General features: G+C 72.2%; 12 protein-coding genes. 8 read left to right on the forward strand and 4 right to left on the reverse strand.

Going from position 1 to position 17950, the window contains the following annotated elements; genetic code table 11:
* Positions 1-12: 12 nt before the first annotated feature.
* The 4 genes from AB0J21_RS26285 to AB0J21_RS26300 all read left to right on the forward strand — a co-directional run bounded on the left by AB0J21_RS26285 (position 13) and on the right by AB0J21_RS26300 (position 3786).
* On the forward strand, positions 13-966 hold the full coding sequence (locus AB0J21_RS26285; RefSeq protein WP_363148581.1) for an ABC transporter ATP-binding protein: 954 nt from the start codon (positions 13-15) through the stop codon (positions 964-966).
* Positions 963-1856, forward strand: a complete 894-nt coding sequence (locus AB0J21_RS26290; RefSeq protein WP_363148582.1) for an ABC transporter permease — start codon at positions 963-965, stop codon at positions 1854-1856. Before AB0J21_RS26285 ends, AB0J21_RS26290 begins: the two co-directional genes overlap by 4 nt.
* A 131-nt stretch (positions 1857-1987) precedes the next feature.
* A complete protein-coding gene (locus AB0J21_RS26295) occupies positions 1988-3160 on the forward strand; it encodes a sensor histidine kinase (RefSeq protein ID WP_363148703.1) in 1173 nt (390 codons plus the stop codon).
* Positions 3157-3786 (forward strand): response regulator transcription factor, encoded by a 630-nt coding sequence (locus AB0J21_RS26300; protein WP_363148583.1) that lies wholly within the window; start codon positions 3157-3159, stop codon positions 3784-3786. The genes AB0J21_RS26295 and AB0J21_RS26300 overlap by 4 nt, the downstream gene beginning before the upstream one ends.
* Positions 3787-3894: 108 nt before the next feature.
* Here AB0J21_RS26300 and AB0J21_RS26305 read toward each other — a convergent pair whose 3' ends face one another.
* The 4 genes from AB0J21_RS26305 to AB0J21_RS26320 form a co-directional block, all read right to left on the reverse strand.
* A complete protein-coding gene (locus tag AB0J21_RS26305; RefSeq protein ID WP_363148584.1) occupies positions 3895-7500 on the reverse strand; it encodes a GH92 family glycosyl hydrolase in 3606 nt (1201 codons plus the stop codon).
* 510 nt (positions 7501-8010) lie between these two features.
* A complete protein-coding gene (locus AB0J21_RS26310; RefSeq protein ID WP_363148585.1) occupies positions 8011-8697 on the reverse strand; it encodes a maleylpyruvate isomerase N-terminal domain-containing protein in 687 nt (228 codons plus the stop codon).
* A gap of 121 nt (positions 8698-8818) precedes the next feature.
* Entirely contained in the window at positions 8819-10417 is a 1599-nt protein-coding gene (locus AB0J21_RS26315) for a M81 family metallopeptidase (RefSeq protein WP_363148586.1), read from the reverse strand.
* On the reverse strand, positions 10414-11712 hold the full coding sequence (locus AB0J21_RS26320) for an ROK family transcriptional regulator (protein WP_363148587.1): 1299 nt from the start codon (positions 11710-11712) through the stop codon (positions 10414-10416). The genes AB0J21_RS26315 and AB0J21_RS26320 overlap by 4 nt, the downstream gene beginning before the upstream one ends.
* A gap of 318 nt (positions 11713-12030) precedes the next feature.
* Here AB0J21_RS26320 and AB0J21_RS26325 point away from each other — a divergent pair, with 318 nt between their 5' ends.
* The 4 genes from AB0J21_RS26325 (at position 12031) to AB0J21_RS26340 (ending at position 17931) form a co-directional block, all read left to right on the forward strand.
* Positions 12031-13935 (forward strand): peptide ABC transporter substrate-binding protein, encoded by a 1905-nt coding sequence (locus AB0J21_RS26325; RefSeq protein WP_363148588.1) that lies wholly within the window; start codon positions 12031-12033, stop codon positions 13933-13935.
* Positions 13932-14882, forward strand: coding sequence for an ABC transporter permease (locus tag AB0J21_RS26330; protein ID WP_363148589.1), 951 nt, complete (start codon positions 13932-13934; stop codon positions 14880-14882). The genes AB0J21_RS26325 and AB0J21_RS26330 overlap by 4 nt, the downstream gene beginning before the upstream one ends.
* Positions 14879-15787, forward strand: coding sequence for an ABC transporter permease (locus AB0J21_RS26335; RefSeq protein ID WP_363148590.1), 909 nt, complete (start codon positions 14879-14881; stop codon positions 15785-15787). Before AB0J21_RS26330 ends, AB0J21_RS26335 begins: the two co-directional genes overlap by 4 nt.
* Before the next feature lie 86 nt (positions 15788-15873).
* A complete protein-coding gene (locus tag AB0J21_RS26340; protein WP_363148591.1) occupies positions 15874-17931 on the forward strand; it encodes an ABC transporter ATP-binding protein in 2058 nt (685 codons plus the stop codon).
* The last annotated feature ends 19 nt before the right edge of the window (positions 17932-17950 follow it).

The raw sequence follows: 17950 nt of genomic DNA on the forward strand, positions 1-17950 counted from the left end.
ACCCTGGTGGACATGAAGGAAACGACCGGTACGACCGCACGGGCCGGGCAGCCCGCCCCCGTCGTACGTTTCGACCAGGTGACCAAGAGCTACGGCGAGGTCCGGGCCGTGTCCGGGCTCAGCCTCGACCTGTACCCGGGCCAGACCGTGGCCCTGCTCGGGCCGAACGGGGCGGGCAAGTCCTCGACCCTCGACCTGCTGCTCGGCCTGCGCCGGCCGGACAGCGGCACCGTCCGGGTGCTGGGCACCGACCCCGAGCAGGCCATCGCGCGCGGCGGGGTCGGCGCGATGCTCCAGAGCGGCGGGCTGATGGACGAGGTGACGGTGCGCGAACTCGTGCAGCTCGCCGCCGCCCTGCACCCGCGCCCGTACCCCGTCGCCGACGTCATGGCCGCCGCCGGGATCACCCGCATCGCCGGTCAGAAGGTCAACAAGCTGTCCGGCGGCCAGGAGCAGCGCGTGCGGTTCGCGCTCGCCACGGCCGGGGCCTGCGACCTCCTCGTCCTCGACGAGCCGACGACCGGCATGGACGTGAGCGCCCGGCAGGCGTTCTGGGCGACGATGCGCCAGCAGGCCGACGAGGGCCGCACCGTGCTGTTCGCCACGCACTACCTGGAGGAGGCCGACGCGATCGCCGACCGGGTCCTGGTCCTGCACCGCGGCCGGCTGCTCGCCGACGGCACCGCCGCCGAGATCAAGGCCAGGGCCGGGGCCCGCCGGATCGGCTTCGACCTGGAGCGGACCGCGAGCGAGGAGGTCGTGGCGAGCCTGCGCGGACTGCCGGAACTCGTGTCCCTCGACGTCTCCGGCCGCTCGGTGCGCATCCAGTCGCGGGACGCCGACGCGACCGTGCGCGCGCTGTACGCCCTCGGGACGGTCTACCCGCGCAACCTCGAAGTGGCCGGGCTCGGACTGGAGCAGGCCTTCGTCGCGATCACCTCGGCCGAGGAGGCCACGACCGTATGAGCACCGACCACGTCGGCACGGACCACGCCGGCACGGACCAGGTCACCGGGGAACCGGTGACCACTGCCGCGAACGAGCGCCGTGCGGCGGCCGGACCCGCCGAGCGCACCGCCGGTGCGCGCCCGCGCGCCACCGGCGCCCTCTCCCGCACCGCGGCCCTCGTGCGCCTGGAGGTCACCCGCGCTTTGCGCAACAAGAAGTTCCTGTTCTTCTCGCTCATCTACCCGGCCGGGCTGTTCCTGGTGATCACCGCCGGTCAGGGCGAGGACGTCACGGTCGGCGACTCGGGGCTCGGGCTGCCCGCCTACTTCATGGTCTCGATGGCCTCGTTCGGGGCGCTCACCGCCGTACTGGTCGGCAACAGCGAACAGATCGCCAAGGAGCGCGAGAAGGGCTGGGTGCGGCAGTTGCGGCTCACCGCGCTGCCCGGACACGGCTACGTCCTCGGCAAGATGGCCTCGGCCGCCGTCGTCAGCCTGCCCTCGATCCTCGTGGTCCTCGTCGTCGGCGCCGCCGTCAAGGGCGTACGGCTCGACGCCTGGCAGTGGCTCGCGCTGCTCGGGCTGATCTGGGCCGGCAGCCTCGTGTTCGCCGCGCTCGGCGTCGCCGTCGGCTACCTCGCCACCGGGGACGCGGTGCGCCCGCTCACCATGCTGATCTACTTCGGGCTGTCGATGCTGGGTGGTCTGTGGCTGCCGACAACCAACTTCCCGCACTGGCTCCAGGCCATCGCGGACTGGATGCCGACCCGGGCGTACGCGGCGCTCGGACAGGCCGTGGAGGCGGGCGGCGCCCCGCACCTGAAGGACGTCCTGGTCCTCCTCGCCTACCTGCTGGTCTTCGTCGCGGGCGCCGCCCGCCTCTACCGGAAGGACACCCTGAAGGCGTGAACGCCTCCAGCTCACCGGCGCCCGGCGCGGGCCCCTCCACGCGGGCCCGCCCCGGGCGCCGGCTCGCGGCCCGGGCCGGCGCCGCGCTGCGCCGGCCGGCGGACCTGCTCCCGTCGCCCGGCCCCTCGTCGCTGCTGGGCCGCCTGCCGCGCGAGCGCAGCGAAGTTCGCGGCCGGTGGCTGTGGATCGCCATCTGGCTGGTCTTCCTCGCCGACCCGTTCTCCGACCTGCTCACCGGGGACCACACCGGCTGGGCGCTGCTGGGCGGCTGGGCCGGACTGCTCGCCTTCGTCGGCCTGTACCTGGTCCTCGTCGCCCGCAACACGATGAAGCCCCCGGCGACGGGCCGCACCCTGGCCCTGCTCGCGGGCGTGTTCGGCCTCGCGGTACTGCTCCCGCTGACGCTCGGCGGGTCCTGGCTCGTGCTGCTCGTGTACTTCGCGGTGTCCTGCGGGGCGGCGCTGCCCCTGCGCCAGGCGCGGATCGCGGTGCTCGTGACCGCCGCGCTCAGCGTCGTCCTGCCCCTGGTGACGGGCGCCGGCCCGGACGCCGGACTGGTCATCCCGACCCTGCTGGGCGGCTTCGCGATGACCGGGGTACGCGTACTCGTGCGCACGACGGTGGAACTGCGGCAGGCGCGGGCGACCGTCGCCCAGCTCGCCGCCAACGAGGAACGGCTGCGGCTCGCCCGCGACCTGCACGACCTGCTCGGCCACTCCCTGTCCCTCATCACCCTCAAGAGCGAACTCGCGGGCCGCATGATCGAGGTCCGCCCGGAGGCGGCGGCCCAGCAGATCCGTGAGATCGAGCAGGTCAGCCGGCAGTCCCTCGCGGACGTGCGGGAGGCGGTGAGCGGATACCGCAGGCCCACCCTGCGCGACGAACTCGCCGGGGCCGCCGTGGCCCTGCGCGCCGCCGGGATCACCCCCGAGGCCCCGCTCGACGTGCCGCTTCCGGACGGGGACGAGCCGCTCGACGGGGACCGGGAGGCGGCCCTCGCGTGGGTGCTGCGCGAGGCGGTCACCAACGTCGTACGGCACAGCGGCGCCGGCCGCTGCCTGGTGACGCTCGCGGCACGGCACAGCCTGGACGGGCCGTACCTCGAACTGCGCGTCGAGGACGACGGCCGGGGGCCGGGCTCCGCGCCCCACGGCAACGGCCTGACCGGCCTGGCCGAACGCCTCGAACAGGCCGGCGGCACCCTCGAATCGGGGCCCGCCCACCCCGGCGGGCCGCGCCTCGGCAGCCGCCCGGCGGAGGGGTTCCTGCTCACCGCGCGGGTGCCTCTAGGCTCGACCCCATGACGGCCGCACCCACCACGCCCCCCATCCGCCTGCTGCTCGCCGAGGACCAGGCGATGGTGCGCGAGGCACTGGCCGCGCTGCTCGGTCTCGAACCGGACATGGAGGTCGTCGCGCAGGCCGCGCGCGGCGACGAGGTGCTGGCCGCCGCGCGTGAGCACGCCGTGGACGTCGCCCTGCTCGACATCGAGATGCCCGGCATGACCGGCATCGAGGCGGCCGCGCAACTGCACGGCGCGCTGCCCGGCGTACGCGTCCTCGTCCTCACCACCTTCGGCCGGCCCGGCTACCTGCGCCGCGCGATGGAGGCCGGCGCCGACGCCTTCCTGGTCAAGGACGCGCCCGCCGCCCAACTCGCCGAGGCCGTACGCAAGGTGCTCGCGGGGGAGCGGGTCATCGACCCCGCCCTGGCCGCCGCCGCCCTCGCCGAGGGCGCGAACCCGCTGACCCCGCGCGAGGCCGAGGTGCTGCGCGCGGCGGCCGACGGGGCGGGCAACGCGGAACTCGCCGGTCTCCTGCACCTGTCCCACGGCACCGTCCGCAACTACCTCTCGACCGCGATCCAGAAACTCGCCGCCCGCAACCGTGCCGAGGCGGTACGGATCGCCCGCGAGAAGGGCTGGCTGTAACGCGTGAGGGTCCACCCCGCCGGTGGGCGGAGTGGACCCCGGTGGCCGCCGGACGGGACCGCGGATCTCGCGGCCCCGTCCGGCGGCTGATTCAGGCCGCGGACGGACTCACTTGCGGCCCGGGTGGGCGGAGGCCGCGCCGCTGCCCCCGTTCGGCGCCTGCGCGCCCGTGGCGAGCAGTTCGACCTCGGCCAGGGAGGTCTTCCCGTCCCCGTTCCCGGCGGAGACCACCAGCCGGTACGAGGAGTAGGCGCCCGGATGGGCGATCTTGAACGGGCGGGTCTGGAGCCGGTGCGCGAAGGTCTCGCCGGACCGGGTGTCGAGCGTCTTCCAGTGCTTGCCGTTCGTGGTGCCCTGGAGCGTCCAGCTCCCCGGGTCCTGGGCGGCCTTGGTCGCCGAGGTCAGCGTGTAGAAGCCGGCCTTCTGCTTCGCGCCCTCGCCGTAGGACCAGGTGACGGTGGGCGTCGCCGTCGGGAAGGTCACCCGGCTGTCCGAGGTGTCGTCGAACAGCGCGGCCACGTCCGTGCCCCCGGAGGCCGTGGCGCTTCCGCGTCCCGTGCCCGTGGTGTCGCCCAGCGGCTGCGGCTGCTGACCGGCCGGGGTCAGGGAGTCCGGCAGGGTGTTCTTGCCGGTGCCCCAGGCGGAGGGCTTCGCGCCCATGGAGAAGTCCAGGGTGGCCCCGGCCCGCAGCTGCGCTCCCGTCACGTACAGCTTGTCCGAGCCCTTTCCGTTGATCTTCAGCGACTGGACGTACACGTTGTCACGGCTGTTGTCCGGTGCGTTGACGACGATGTCCTTGCCGTTGTCCTGGTGGACGGTGGCCTTCGTGAACAGCGGGGAGCCGATCACGTAGTTGTCGCTGCCGACCTGGAGCGGGTAGAAGCCGAGCGCGCTGAAGATCTGCCAGGTCGAGGTGGCTCCGTTGTCCTCGTCGCCCGGGTAGCCCTGCCCGATCGAGCTGCCGGTGAACAGGCGCTGCTGGATCTCCCGGACGGCGGCCTGCGTCTTGGCGGGGGCGCCCGCGTAGTCGTAGGCGTAGGGGATGCCGAACGAGGGCTGGTTGCTCATGCCCAGCTCGCCCATGCGGACGTCGCGCGCCTCCATCATCTCGTGGATCGTGCCGCCGTAGCCGCCCGAGTTGCCCACGGCGGTCTCCTGCGTGGCGAAGAACGAGTCGAGCTTGTCCTCCAGGCCCTTCCTGCCGCCGTACAGCGCGGCCAGGCCGTTGGGGTCCTGGGGCACGGTGAACGCGTAGTTCCAGGCGTTGGTCTCGGTGTACTCGTTGCCCCACTGCGTGGGGTCGAAGTCCGCGTCCGGCACCCGCCAGTCACCGCCGGGCTTGCGGCCCTCGAAGAAACCGACGTCCTTGTTGAAGACGGTGGTGTAGTTGCGGGCCCGGCCCAGGAAGTACGCCGAGTCGTCCTGGTACTTCTTGCGGTCGGCGGCCGGAGTGGCCGGATCGGCCGCGAGCCTGGCGGCCATGGTGCCGATGCCGTAGTCGTTGACGTAGCCGTCCAGAGACCAGGAAATGCTGCCGTCCTGCTCGGAGTTGGTGTAACCGGTGAACACCGAGGTGTCCAGGCCCTTGCGGCCCACCCCGGCGGACGGCGGGGCGACGGTCGCGTTCTTCACGGCCGCGTCGTAGGCCGCGCGCGCGTCGAAGTTCGAGACGCCCTTGGCGTAGGCGTCGGCGAAGGCGATGTCGGAACTCGTCCCCGTCATCGCGTCGGCGTAACCGGGCGAGGACCACCGCGAGGTCCAGCCCCCGTCCTTGTACTGCTGCACGAAGCCGTCGGCCAGCTCGCCCGCGGTCTTCGACTCGATGAGGGAGTACGCGGGCCACTCGGTGCGATAGGTGTCCCAGAAACCGTTGTTGACATAGGTCTTGCCGTTGACGATCTTCGCCCCGGTCCGTGTCGGCGTGGAGTCGCCGGTGGGCGCGGAGAACGGGCTCGCGTACCGGTAGACCGGCTTCGCGGCGGAACCGGTGTTCTCGAAGCCCGAGTTGGGATACAGGTTCATCCGGTACAGGTTCGAGTACAGCGTGGTGAGCTGCTCCTGGCTCGCGCCCTCGACCTCCACCTTCCCGAGCTTGGCGTTCCACTGCTGCTCGGCGCCGCTGCGCACCGCGTCGAAGGAGGTCCCGGCGGGTATCTCCTGCGACAGGTTCTTCTTCGCCTGGTCCAGGCTGATGAGGGAGGTGGCCAGGCGCATCGTCACCGTCCGGTCCGAGGAGGTGTCGAACTTCGCGTACCCGGTGACGTTGTCGCGGCCCTCGCCGGTGACCTTCTCGGCGGTGCCGGGCTTGCGGTCGAACTCCGCGTGCACGTACATCCGCGTGGCCCCGGCCCCGTTGTTGATCGCGGAATCGGACCAGCCGTCGAGCGTGCCGTCGGAGTTGAGGGTGAGGCCGCCCTCGTTGTTGATGTTGTCGAACAGCAGGTTGCCGTTGTCGCCGGTGAAGGTGAACCGGTACTCGGCGGAGTGGTCGGCGGGGGCGACCTCCGCCTTGATGCCGTCCTTGAACGTCACGCCGTAGTAGTGCGGCTGGGCCACCTCGTCGGCGTGCGAGAAGGCGAGGGCGCGCTTCTCGCGGTTCAGCTCGGGGGTGCCGATCGCGGCGGAGGGCATGACCTGGAACAGGTCGCGGTCACCCATCCACGGGCTCGGCTCGTGGCTGACGCCCAGCGCCTGCATGGTCGGCAGGTTGTCGCCGTTGTTGTCCGCCGCGTACACGTACTCCCAGCTCGACGAGGCCGCGTCGGTCACCGGCGTGTAGAAGTTGAAGCCGTTGGGGACCGCCGTCAGCGGCAGGTTGTTGCCGCGCGAGAAGGAGCCCGAGGAGTTGGTCCCGCGCCGCGTGTCGACGTGCTCGGCATAACCGCCGGCGGCGTCCGGCGTGGCCGCGCCGAGCGTGAGGTCGTCCACCCAGCCCTGGAACTCGGTGGTACCGGCCTTGCCCTGCGTGTCGTCGTACCCGAGCAGGACCCGGTCGATCGTCTTCCCGGCCGCGACCGCACCGAGGTCGGAGGTGACGTGGTTCCACTGGTCGGCGTAGAGGATCTTGCCGGTCCCCTGCGCCTTCGGGCTCAGGTCCACGCCGTTCTGGTCCCGCGCGGGCTCGCGCAGCTCACTGAGGTACGTGCCGTCGGTGAAGTGCAGGTCGACGGCCGCGTACGTACTCGGGTACGTGAGGTCCTTGCGGCTCAGCTCGGGGAAGATCGCGTAGGACAGCTCGGTGTCCTTGGCGACCGGGATGTCCACGTCGTAGAGCTTGTTCCACGCCCAGACCCCACCGTCCTTGGTGTGGGTGCCGGAATAGCGCAGCGCCTTCGCCCCGGTGAAGCCGACGTCCGGCTTGATGTTGAACCCGGAAGCCGGCCCGGAACCGACGGCGGTGGTCATCCCGCCGGAGATCCCCGACGTACGGGCCTTGCCGTCGGAGCCGGTCTCCACCGTGCTGTTCCAGTCCGGCTGCGGCTGCCCGGACTCGAAGGAGGTGGTGAAGTCGGGCGCCTTGGCGTCTGACTTCGCGTCCGCTTGGGTGCCGGGGGCGGCGGCGGCCGAGGCCGGCAGCGAGAGCACACCCGCCGGCACGACCAGCGCGCCCGCGGCCAGGGCCGTCAGCAGGACGCGGGTGGGGGAGTGGCGGGAGCGGCCTGATCGCCTGCTCTCCGATCGCCGTCTGCCTGATCTTGTGGTGCCTGAACTCAAGGGGGACACCTTTCTCGACATCGTTGTCCGGATGGTGTGGGCCAGGGACGGGGCGGTGTGCGCTGCCCGATGGCCGGCGACGCGGCCGATCTCGTTGACAACGTTGTCGCCCTCGCGGCGCGGAGGGCTGCGCGCAGCCTTCAAGGGGACTCCCGGGCGGTGGGGGCCAGGCAGGGGCGGGGGTGCCTGGGAACGGTGACGGAGCTGGGGCGGAGAGCCCTACGAAGCTAGCCAGTGCGCCGGGGCGCGTCAATGATCTGGACAAGGGCGGGTGTTCGGGCTCGGCGATCTCCTGGGGCCTCGACTCCGGCCGTGGCGAGGTCGCGGGCCTGCTGCGTTCGGGCCGGTGGGGCCTGCGTCTCCCGCGCGGCGCGTGCTTGAGGCAACGATGAGCCGATGCACTGCGGTTGGGGGAGTCCTGGCCCAGTTGGTGTCGCAGGGGCGCTGCGCTGGGTGAACGCGAGGTGTCGCCCGATCAGGGGCGTCCCGGTTCCGCCGACTTCTCCGCTCCTATCCGAACAACGGGAACCGCTCCGCGTCGCTCCCGAGCAGTTCGCGTTCGGCCGGGGCGAGCGGGGTCCGGCCGGTTGCCGCGCGGGCGTAGCGCTCGTCGCTCCACTCCACCGGCACCGGGTGGCCCAGCAGTCCGTCCAGGGTCTCCCGTACGCGGGCCAGGCCCGCGGCCGACGGGCCGGGCGCGCCCGGCAGGTGGGTCACGAGGTCGAGGTGGTGCACCGTGGCCTCGACGGTGAGGGTCTCCAGCAGGTCGCCGGCGCGCAGTACGTGTCCCTGCGTGCCCACGAGGCCGTCCGGGCCGGCTCCGCCCGCGGCGGTGACCGTGGCCGCCGCGGTCTCCAGATACAGCTCACGCAAGGGGGCGAACTCGCGGAACATGCCCGCGCACACCCGCACGTGGCGGCGGCCGTTCGCCGCCCCGACGGTGCCGGGCCGCCAGTCCGCCCAGTACGACACCGCGTCACGGTCCGCCGGGCCCGCGGCCGGGGTGTGCAGGGCGACCAGCCCGCGCTGTGCGTCCGCCAGGCAGTGGAAGACGAGGTCGCGCACCGCCCAGCCGGTGCAGCCGCTCGGCGCCCACGAGGCGTCCTCGTCCAGCGAGCGCACGACCCGCGCGAACGACTCGTAGGAGAGCTTCAGTACCTCGGCCGCTTCCTTCGCGCTGACTTCCCTCGCGCTCATGAGCGGTGCCTTCCCTGATCCGGGGAGCGGCACTCCCAAGCCTGAAGGGGAAGGGGAAGGCGGTGACAGGCTCTCCCTCACCCGTCACCGCCCCTCGTACTGACCGGCCGGCCCCTCGCGGCTATCCGCGCCCCAGCACCACCGGCTTCAGCTCCGGGCCCGCGCCGTTCTCGTACGCGTCCTCGTCGAAGGGGTACAGCGGGCGGGTCACGCGGTGGTGGCCCAGGCGCAGGAGGTCCTGGTCGACGCCGCCGGGGGTCAGGGCCAGGAGCCAGTCGGCGGCCATGTCGTACAGCTCCGGTTCCAGGTAGCCGATCTTGACGACGACCAGGTCGAAGGTGCGCGGGTCGATGCCCAGGCCGCCCTCGGCGGGGCCCGTGAAGTCCGCCAGGGTGTGGAAGGGGGTGCGGCGCTCCACGAGGATCACCGTGACCCCGCCGCAGCGCACCGCCGCCATGTCGCAGCCGCGGTCGTAGGCGCCGCCCGCCGAGCCCGCGCGCCTGGCCTCGGCGCTCTGGAGGGCGACGACCGTTCCCGTCAGCTCGCAGGGGCCGCCGTGGTGCGGGTCGACCTTGCCGCCCACGCTCAGGGTCACCTCGGCGCCCACCCCGGCGGCGAAGCACGCGGCGACGGCCACCGGGTCCGTGATGCCCGGGTGCACCGCCGTGACCCGGCCCGAGCGCAGCTCCTCGTCTTCCAGCAGCCGGGTCAGCATGTAGGCGAGGTCGCCCGCGCCGCCCGCCGTCGGGTTGTCGCCCGAGTCGCTGATCAGGAAGGGGCGCTTCGTCGAGGCCACCGCCCGCGCGATGCACTCCTCGGCCGTGCCGGTCGGGCCGACGAACACGAAGTCGCGGCGCGCCTCCCAGTAGCGGCGGGCCAGCTTGTGGGCCTCGGCGGTGGCCAGTTCGGCGTCCTCGCCGGTCACGACGATGGCCGCCTCGCAGCGCGGTTCGTCGGCCCAGGCGTAGCCGACCCACATCGCCGCGTCCAGGATGCCGGGCAGCTTCTCGATCCCGGCGAGCGAGGCGTACAGGGACCTCGCCGGCTCCAGGCGCGTCGAGGTCTTCTCGCCCGGCAGCAGGACCGGGACCTGTACCCAGGCCCGGTGCGGACGGCTGCCCTCGCGCAGACAGCGCACGAGGTTGCGGGCGGCGCGCTCGCGGGTCTGCCACGCGTCCTCGTGCGGGGCGAGGCGGTGCGCGGTCAGCAGGTCGATGGGCTCGGCGAAGCGGCGCGACACGTTGCCGTGCAGGTCCATCGCCGTCGACATCATCGGGCGCCCGCCCTCCGGTGTCCCCACGAAGTCCAGCGCGGCGCGCACCGACTCGGTCAGATCAGCCTCCGCGTCGGTCAGGCCCACGACGCTCATCGCGCCGTGGATGTCGTAGACGAGCCCGTCCAGCGGGCCCGACTCGCGGATACGGGTGACGAGTTCGTCCTTCAGGATCAGATACGACTCGGCCTCGACCGGGCCGCCCGGCAGGGAGGTCGCGTGCAGCAGCGGCACCCACTCGACCAGATCGGCGAGGTCGGAGTCGGGCCGCGTCCACGTGTAGCGGTCCAGGAGGGCCTGGCCGCGGGTCTGGCGGAAGTCCTCGGTCGTGGAGCGGTGCGGGCAGAAGGTCGAGGACTCGATGCCGATGCCGCCGATCCCGATGCGCAGCCTGCGCGTCGGGGGAGCGGGCTCGGTCGTCGTCGTACCGGTCGTGCTGGTGGTCATACGGGGGCGTTCTCCTCGGACGGTTCGGACGGGCCGGACGGGTGGGGCACTTCGGCCTCGGGCGGGCCGGCGGTGGGCGCGGCCGGGGGCGGCAGGTCGCGGCCCAGGACGGTGAGGCCCGCGCCGAGCAGGCCCGCGTCGGCGCCCGTGACCGTCGTGGTGATCTCCAGGTCGGCGGTGGCCAGCGGCAGGCACCGCTCGTAGAGCACCCCGCGCACCGCCGCGACCAGCGGTTCCGCCGTGGCCAGCGCGCCGCCGAGCACCACGGCCTGCGGGTTGAAGAAGTTGACGACGACCGACAGCACCGAGCCGATGTGCCGGCCCGCCGTGCGCACGAGCGTCGTGGCCTGCGGATCGCCGTCCGCGACGCGTTGCAGTAGCTCCGTCGTGGAGCCCACCTCGACGCCCTGCCGGGCCAGTTCACGCACCAGCGCGGCGCCCGAGGCGACCGTCTCCAGGCAGCCGATGTTCCCGCAGCTGCACGGCCGGTCCTGCGCCGCGTCCACCCGCACATGGCTGATGTCGCCCGCCGAACCCGTCGCCCCGCTGTGCGGACGGCCCGCCGAGACGACCCCGCAGCCGATGCCGCGCCCCGCCTTGACCACCACCAGGTGGTCGAGGTGCGGGCGGGCCACCGCGTGCTCGCCGACCGCCATCATCGTCGCGTCGTTGTCGACCGTGACCGGCAGCCCGAGCCGTTCCTCCAGCACCGCGCGCAGCGGGTGCCGGTGCCAGCCCGGCATCCGGGACGGGCTCAGCACGCGGCCCGTGCCGACCTCGACCGGACCGGGGAAGGCGACCCCCAGGCCCCGCACCGTACGGCCCCGGGCCCGCTGCCGCGCGGCGAGTGCGGCGACCTGCGCGGCCAGCCAGTCGACGGCCGGATCGGGGCCCGCCGTCAGGTCGTGCGGCAGCTCCGTGGCCTCCACCACCGCGCCGTCCGGGCCGACGGCGCCCAGCCGCGCGTGATGGCTGCCGAGGTCCACCGCGAGCGCCACGTCGTCGAGCGCGCGGGCCCGCAGCAGCCGGGGCCGTCGGCCGCCCCGCGAGGCGCCCTCCCCGGACTCGGTGAGCAGCCCCGCCGCCACGAGTTCCTGCACACGGGCCGAGACCGTGGACGCCGCGAGCCCCAGCTCGCGCACCAGATCGGCGCGCGAGGTGGCCAGGCCCGAGGAGACCAGCCGCAGGATGTGCCGCCGCGAACCGGGCTCCTCCCCGGCCGTCGCCCGCACACCCGCACCACCGGAGGGACCCGCACGGCCCGCCGGTTCCGTACCGCCCGCTGAGGCTGTCATCTACTGCGCTCCGCCCTGATCCCCGGCCGCACGCACTTAGGCCGGTTGGTTCGGTCACTTCCTTCGATTCGCAACGAAGACTAGGGGGTCATGTCCGAAGTGAACAGGGTCTGGCTGAAGTTCGCCTCTGCGCATATCCCGTAAAGCACCGTAAAACGGTCGCAAGCCAATAAAGGTCACAGCGGTTTTCCTGCTTGTAACGAACAAAGCTATTGACTTGTTTTGAACGGGCGACCTAGCGTTCAAGCGCCGCCCACCCAGCCTTCACCCCGGCTGCACATCCGGGCCGGCACCCACTTCCCCCCTGGAGGCCCGCACATGCGCTCTCGGCGCAACCGGCCCGGCAAGCGGCGCCGCGCCCTCATACCCGCGGCGCTCGCGGCGCTGGGCCTCTTGGCCGTCACCGGCTGCACGCAGGACGGCGGGCGCATCGACATGGCCCCGACCGGTGGCACCCCCGTCGAGGGCGGCACCGCGACCATGGCGCTGCCGCCCGCCGCGACCCCCAACTGGATCTTCCCGATCGGCGCGCCCGGCTACGGCGCCTCGTACAACTACGGGATCCAGTCGCTGCTGTTCATGCCGGTGTACGACGCCGTCCAGGAGAAGGGCGAGCTGACCACGAACGGGCCCAGCACGCTCGGCCTCGCGCCGAAGTGGAGCGACGGGAACCGGACGGTGACCGTCCCACTGCGCGAGGGCGTCACCTGGTCCGACGGGAAGCCGGTCACCGCACGCGACATCGAGTTCTGGTTCCACCTCGTCAAGGCCAACAAGGCCGACTGGGGCAGCTACTCGGTGGGCACCATGCCCGACAACGTCAAGCGCTTCGAGACCGTCGACGACCACACCGTGCGCCTCCACCTCGACCGCGCCTACAACCCGGACTGGTTCACCGCCAACCAGCTCTACCTGATGCGCGCCCTTCCGCAGCACGCGTGGGACGCCAAGAAGGACGGCGGCCCGGTCGGCGACTGGGACCGCACCACCGCCGGCGCCAAGGCCGTCTTCGCGCGCCTGACCCAGCACGCCAAGAGCCTGGGCCGCTACGGCAGCGACCCGCTGTGGAAGACGGTCGACGGCCCGTGGAAGCTGGCCGGCTGGACCGACGGAGGGCAGGTCACCCTCGCCCGCAACGAGAAGTACACCGGGCCCGCCTCCGAACGACCGCACCTCGACAAGGTCGTCTTCAAGCCCTTCACCACCGCCGACTCCGAGTACAACGTGCTGCGTTCGGGCGGCGTCGACTACGGCTACATCCCGCCGTCCGTCATGGCGCAGAAGGACACCTTCGAAGGCCGCGGCTACCGCGTCGACCCGTGGGAGGGCTGGGCGGCCACCTACATCGTCTACAACTTCAACTCCAGCGCGGGCGGTCCCTTCATGGACCAGCTCTACGTCCGCCAGGCCATGCAGCACCTGGTCGACCAGAAGGCCATGACCGACGTCGTGTGGCAGGGCTCGGCGACCGAGACCCTCGGCCCGGTGCCCGTCACCCCGAAGACCCAGTACCTCTCGCCGCAGATGGCGAAGAACCCGTACCCGTACTCCGTGAGCGCCGCCAAGAAGCTGCTCACCGACCACGGGTGGCGCATCCAGGACGGCACCGCGCGCTGCGTGCGGCCGGGCACCGGCGCCGACGAGTGCGGCAAGGACGTGAAGCGCAACAGCCCGCTCAAGCTCACCCTGCTCTCGCAGTCCGGGTCCACCGAGACGACGAACATGATGCAGGAACTCAAGTCCTCGCTCAGCCTCGCCGGGATCGACCTCACCATCCGGCAGCAGCCCCTCAACTCGGTGCTCGGCAACTCCGTGCCCTGCACGAAGAAGGACCCCGGCTGCGACTGGGACATGTCCTTCTTCGGCACCGCCGGAAGCTGGTACTACCCGCTCAACCCCAGTGGCGAGCAACTGTTCTCCACCGGCGCCTCCGCCAACTTCGGCAACTACAGCGACAAGAAGGCCGACCAGCTGATCCGCGCCGTGCAGTACTCGCCCGACGATGCCGCCGTGCACGCCTACGGCGAGTACCTGCAGAAGCAGCTGCCCGTCATGTGGATGCCCAACCCCGCCTACCAGGTGTCGGTCATCCGCAACGACCTGCGCGGCGTCGAGCAGAACCCGACCGTCACCTTCGCCCCGCAGCACTGGTACTACGTCAAGGACGCCAAGGGCCCCAAGGGCACCCCGGGCGCGCACACCCCGAAGGGAGCCGCGCAGTGACCGGCTTTCTGGTCAAACGCTTCCTCCAGGCGCTCGTCGTCCTGCTGCTCGTCTCCGTGATCGTGTTCGTCCTGCTGCACATGCTGCCCGGCGGACCGGCCCGCGCGATCCTCGGCCCCAAGGGCACCCCCGAGCAGATCCAGCACTTCAACCACCAGCAGGGCTACGACCGTCCGCTCTACGAGCAGTACGGCATGTACCTCAAGCGGCTGGTCACCGGTGACCTCGGCGAGTCCTACAAGCTCAACTCGCCCGTCTTCGACCTGCTCAGGCAGCGGCTGCCCAAGACCCTGCTGCTCACCGTGCTCTCCACCGCGCTCGCCGTGGTCATCGCGATCCCGCTGGGCCTCGTGCAGGCCGTGCGGCGCGGGAAGACCAGTGACTACGCCCTGACCGGGCTCGCCTTCCTGCTCTACGCCACGCCGGTGTTCTTCCTCGGCCTCGTCATGATCATCCTGTTCGCGCAGGTGTTCCCGATCCTCCCGGCGGAAGCGCCGCAGGGCGACTCCGTCGCCGACCTGCTCGGCGACGTGGGCGGCCTCGTCCTGCCCGTCGTCACGATGGCCTTCGGCGTCATCGCGATGTTCAGCCGCTACATGCGCTCCGCCGTCCTCGACAACCTCACCGAGGACTACGTCCGCACCGCGATGGCCAAGGGCCAGTCCGGCCGCCGCATCATGGCCCGGCACGTCCTGCGCAACGCGCTGATCCCGCTCGCGACCCTCCTCGGGCTGTACCTGCCGACGCTGTTCAGCGGCGCCCTCGTCGTCGAGTCGATGTTCAACTACCCCGGTATGGGGCTGCTGTTCTGGAACGCGGCGCAGGGCTCCGACTTCCCCGTCCTGCTCGGCGTGACCCTCGTCGTCGGGGTCGCCACCGTCATCGGCTCCCTCGTCACCGACATCCTGTACGCCCTCCTCGACCCCCGGATACGGAGCGTGGCATGAGCACCGCGACCGCCCCCGTCCCCGCTCCCGCCCCCGGGCACGAGGAGGCCGGACAGGCCACGCCCTCGCTGGCCCGCCGCACCCTGAACGTCTTCACCGACAACAAGCTGGCCCTCGCCGGCGTCGTCGTCCTCGTGCTGCTGCTGGCCTTCTGCTACCTCGGCCCGCTCATCCACCCCACCGAGCAGATCCACACCGACCTCGGCCAGGCCAACCGGGGCCCGGGCGCCGACCACCTCCTGGGCACCACCGACCTCGGCTACGACATGGTCGGCCGCCTCATGGTCGCCGGCCGCACCTCCCTCGAAGTGGGGCTCGCCGCCGGGCTCCTGGCCACCGTCTTCGGGACGGTCTACGGGGCGGTCGCCGGTTACTTCGGCGGCTGGGTCGACGCCGTCATGATGCGGATCACCGACGCGGCCCTCGCGATCCCCGCGATGTTCCTGCTCGTCGTCGTCGCCGCGATCATCACCCCCACCAAGGGCGTGCTGATCCTGATCATCGCCGCCGTCGCCTGGCTCTCCCCGGCCCGCCTCGTGCGCGGCGAGGCGCTGAGCCTGCGCAACCGCGAGTACGTCCAGGCCATGCGGATGATGGGCGGCGGCGGGGCGCGCGCCGTGTTCAAGCACATCGTGCCCAACGCCATCGGCACCGTGATCGTCAACAGCACCTTCCAGATCGCCGACGCCATCCTCTACGTCAGCTACCTCGCCTTCCTCGGCCTGAGCATCCCGCCGCCCGCCGCCGACTGGGGCTCGATGCTGTCCGCCGGGCTCACCTACACCCAGAACGGTTACTGGTGGCTGATCTTCCCGCCGGGCATCGCCATCGTCCTGGTCGTCGCCGCCTTCAACTTCATCGGCGACGGACTGCGGGACGCCTTCGAAGTGCGGCTGCGCAAGTGAGCACCCCCGCGCAGGCCCAGGCGACCGCGTCCGCAGGCGCCCAGTAGGCACTCAACGGGCGCGAGGAAGAGAGAAGAGACCCCGACATGACCGAACCCCTGCTCCGCATCGAGGACCTGCACGTCGACATCGCCTCGCGCGAGCGCACCGTCCACGCCCTCGACGGCGTCAGCCTCGACCTCGCCGCCGGGGAGGCCCTCGGCATCGTCGGCGAGTCCGGCTGCGGCAAGACCATGACCGCCCTGAGCGTCCTCGGACTGCTCCCGCCCGGCGGCAGCGTCACCGGCGGCCGCATCCGCTTCGACGGCACCGACCTCGCCGCCGCCCCCGCCCCCGTCCTGCAGGACGTGCGCGGCAACACCATCGGCATGGTCTTCCAGGACCCGCTGACCTCCCTCAACCCGACCATGACGATCGGCGCCCAGGTCGCCGAACCCCTCGTGCTGCACCGCGACATGAGCCGCGCCGAGGCCCGCGCCCGGGCCGAGGAGATGCTGCGCCTGGTCGGCATGCCGCAGCCCGCCGAGCGGATGCGGAACTACCCGCACCAGCTGTCCGGCGGCATGCGCCAGCGCGTCGCCATCGCGATGGCCCTCGTGTGCGAGCCCAAGCTCCTGATCGCCGACGAGCCCACCACCGCGCTCGACGTCACCACCCAGCACCAGATCCTCGAACTCGTCGACGACCTGCGCTCCCGGCTCGGCATGGCGATGATCCTCGTCACCCACGACCTCGGCGTCATCGCGGGCCGCGTCGACCGGGTCGCCGTCATGTACGCCGGGAAGGTCGCCGAACAGTCCGGGGTGCGCGACCTGTTCGCCCGCCCCCGTCACCGCTACACCGAGGCCCTGTTCGCCGCGCTGCCCGAACGCGCCACCGACCGCGACAGCGCCCTGCACACCGTCCCCGGACTGCCCCCGGCCCTCACCGTGCGCCCCACCGGCTGCCGCTTCGCCCCGCGCTGCGCCTTCGCGACCGAGGAATGCCGTACGACGGAACCGGAGCTGGAGAACGACGAACGGCTCGGCGCCGACCACCGCTTCGCCTGCTTCCACCCCGTACCCGCCACGCCCGAGGCCGCCGACCCCGCCGAGGTCGTCGTCCTGCCCCCGGCCCCGCCGCGCCCCGCCCGCTCCACCGAACCGCTCCTCGAACTCGACGACCTGCGCAAGGACTTCCCGCTCGCGGGCGGCCCCTTCAGCCGTCGCAAGGGCACCGTGAGCGCCGTCGGCGGCGTCACCCTCAGCCTGCGCAAGGGCGAGACCTACGGCATGGTCGGCGAGTCCGGCTGCGGAAAAACCACCCTGGGCCGCATCGTCGCCGGGCTGGAGGACGCCACCTCGGGCACCGTCCGCTTCGACGGCCGCGACCTCGCCGGACTCGACCGCGCCGAACGCCGCGCCCACCGGCGCCGCGTCCAGCTCATGTTCCAGGACTCCACCGCCGCGATGGACCCCCGGATGCGGGTCGGCGAGATCCTGCGCGAACCCCTCGTCATCCAGCGCGTCGGCGACCGCGCCGCCCAGGAGGAGGCCGTCGCCGGACTCCTCGACGCCGTCGGGCTGCCGCGCGGCGCCGTGCACCGCTACCCGCACGAGTTCTCCGGCGGACAGCGCCAGCGCCTCGGCCTCGCCCGCGCGCTGACCCTGTCACCCGAACTCGTCGTCGCCGACGAACCCGTCTCCGCGCTCGACGTGTCCGTGCAGGCGCAGATCCTCAACCTCATGCGCGAACTCCAGCGCGAACGCGGCCTCGCCTACCTGTTCATCTCCCACGACCTCGCGGTGGTCCGCCACCTCGCCGACACCGTCGGCGTCATGTACCTCGGCAAGCTCGTCGAGAGCGGCCCCGCCGAACAGGTCTTCGCCGCCCCGCTGCACCCCTACACGCGCGGGCTGCTCGACACCGTCAACGAACCCGACCCCGAGAAGGCCGCGCACCCGGGCCGCACCCCGCTCAAGGGCGAGACCCCCTCGGCCGCCAACCCGCCCTCCGGCTGCCGCTTCCGCACCCGCTGCCCGCTCGCCCAGGACATCTGCGCCCGCGTCGAGCCACCCGTCAGCACCCCCAGGGGCTCCGCCCACCAGGTCGCCTGCCACTTCCCGCTCGACGCCGAACGCACTGAGGAGCCGGCCGCCGCCTGAACCAACTCGCCGCGTACGT

Origin of the sequence: Streptomyces sp. NPDC049954, assembly GCF_040656295.1 — a bacterium.
Taxonomy (GTDB): domain Bacteria; phylum Actinomycetota; class Actinomycetes; order Streptomycetales; family Streptomycetaceae; genus Streptomyces.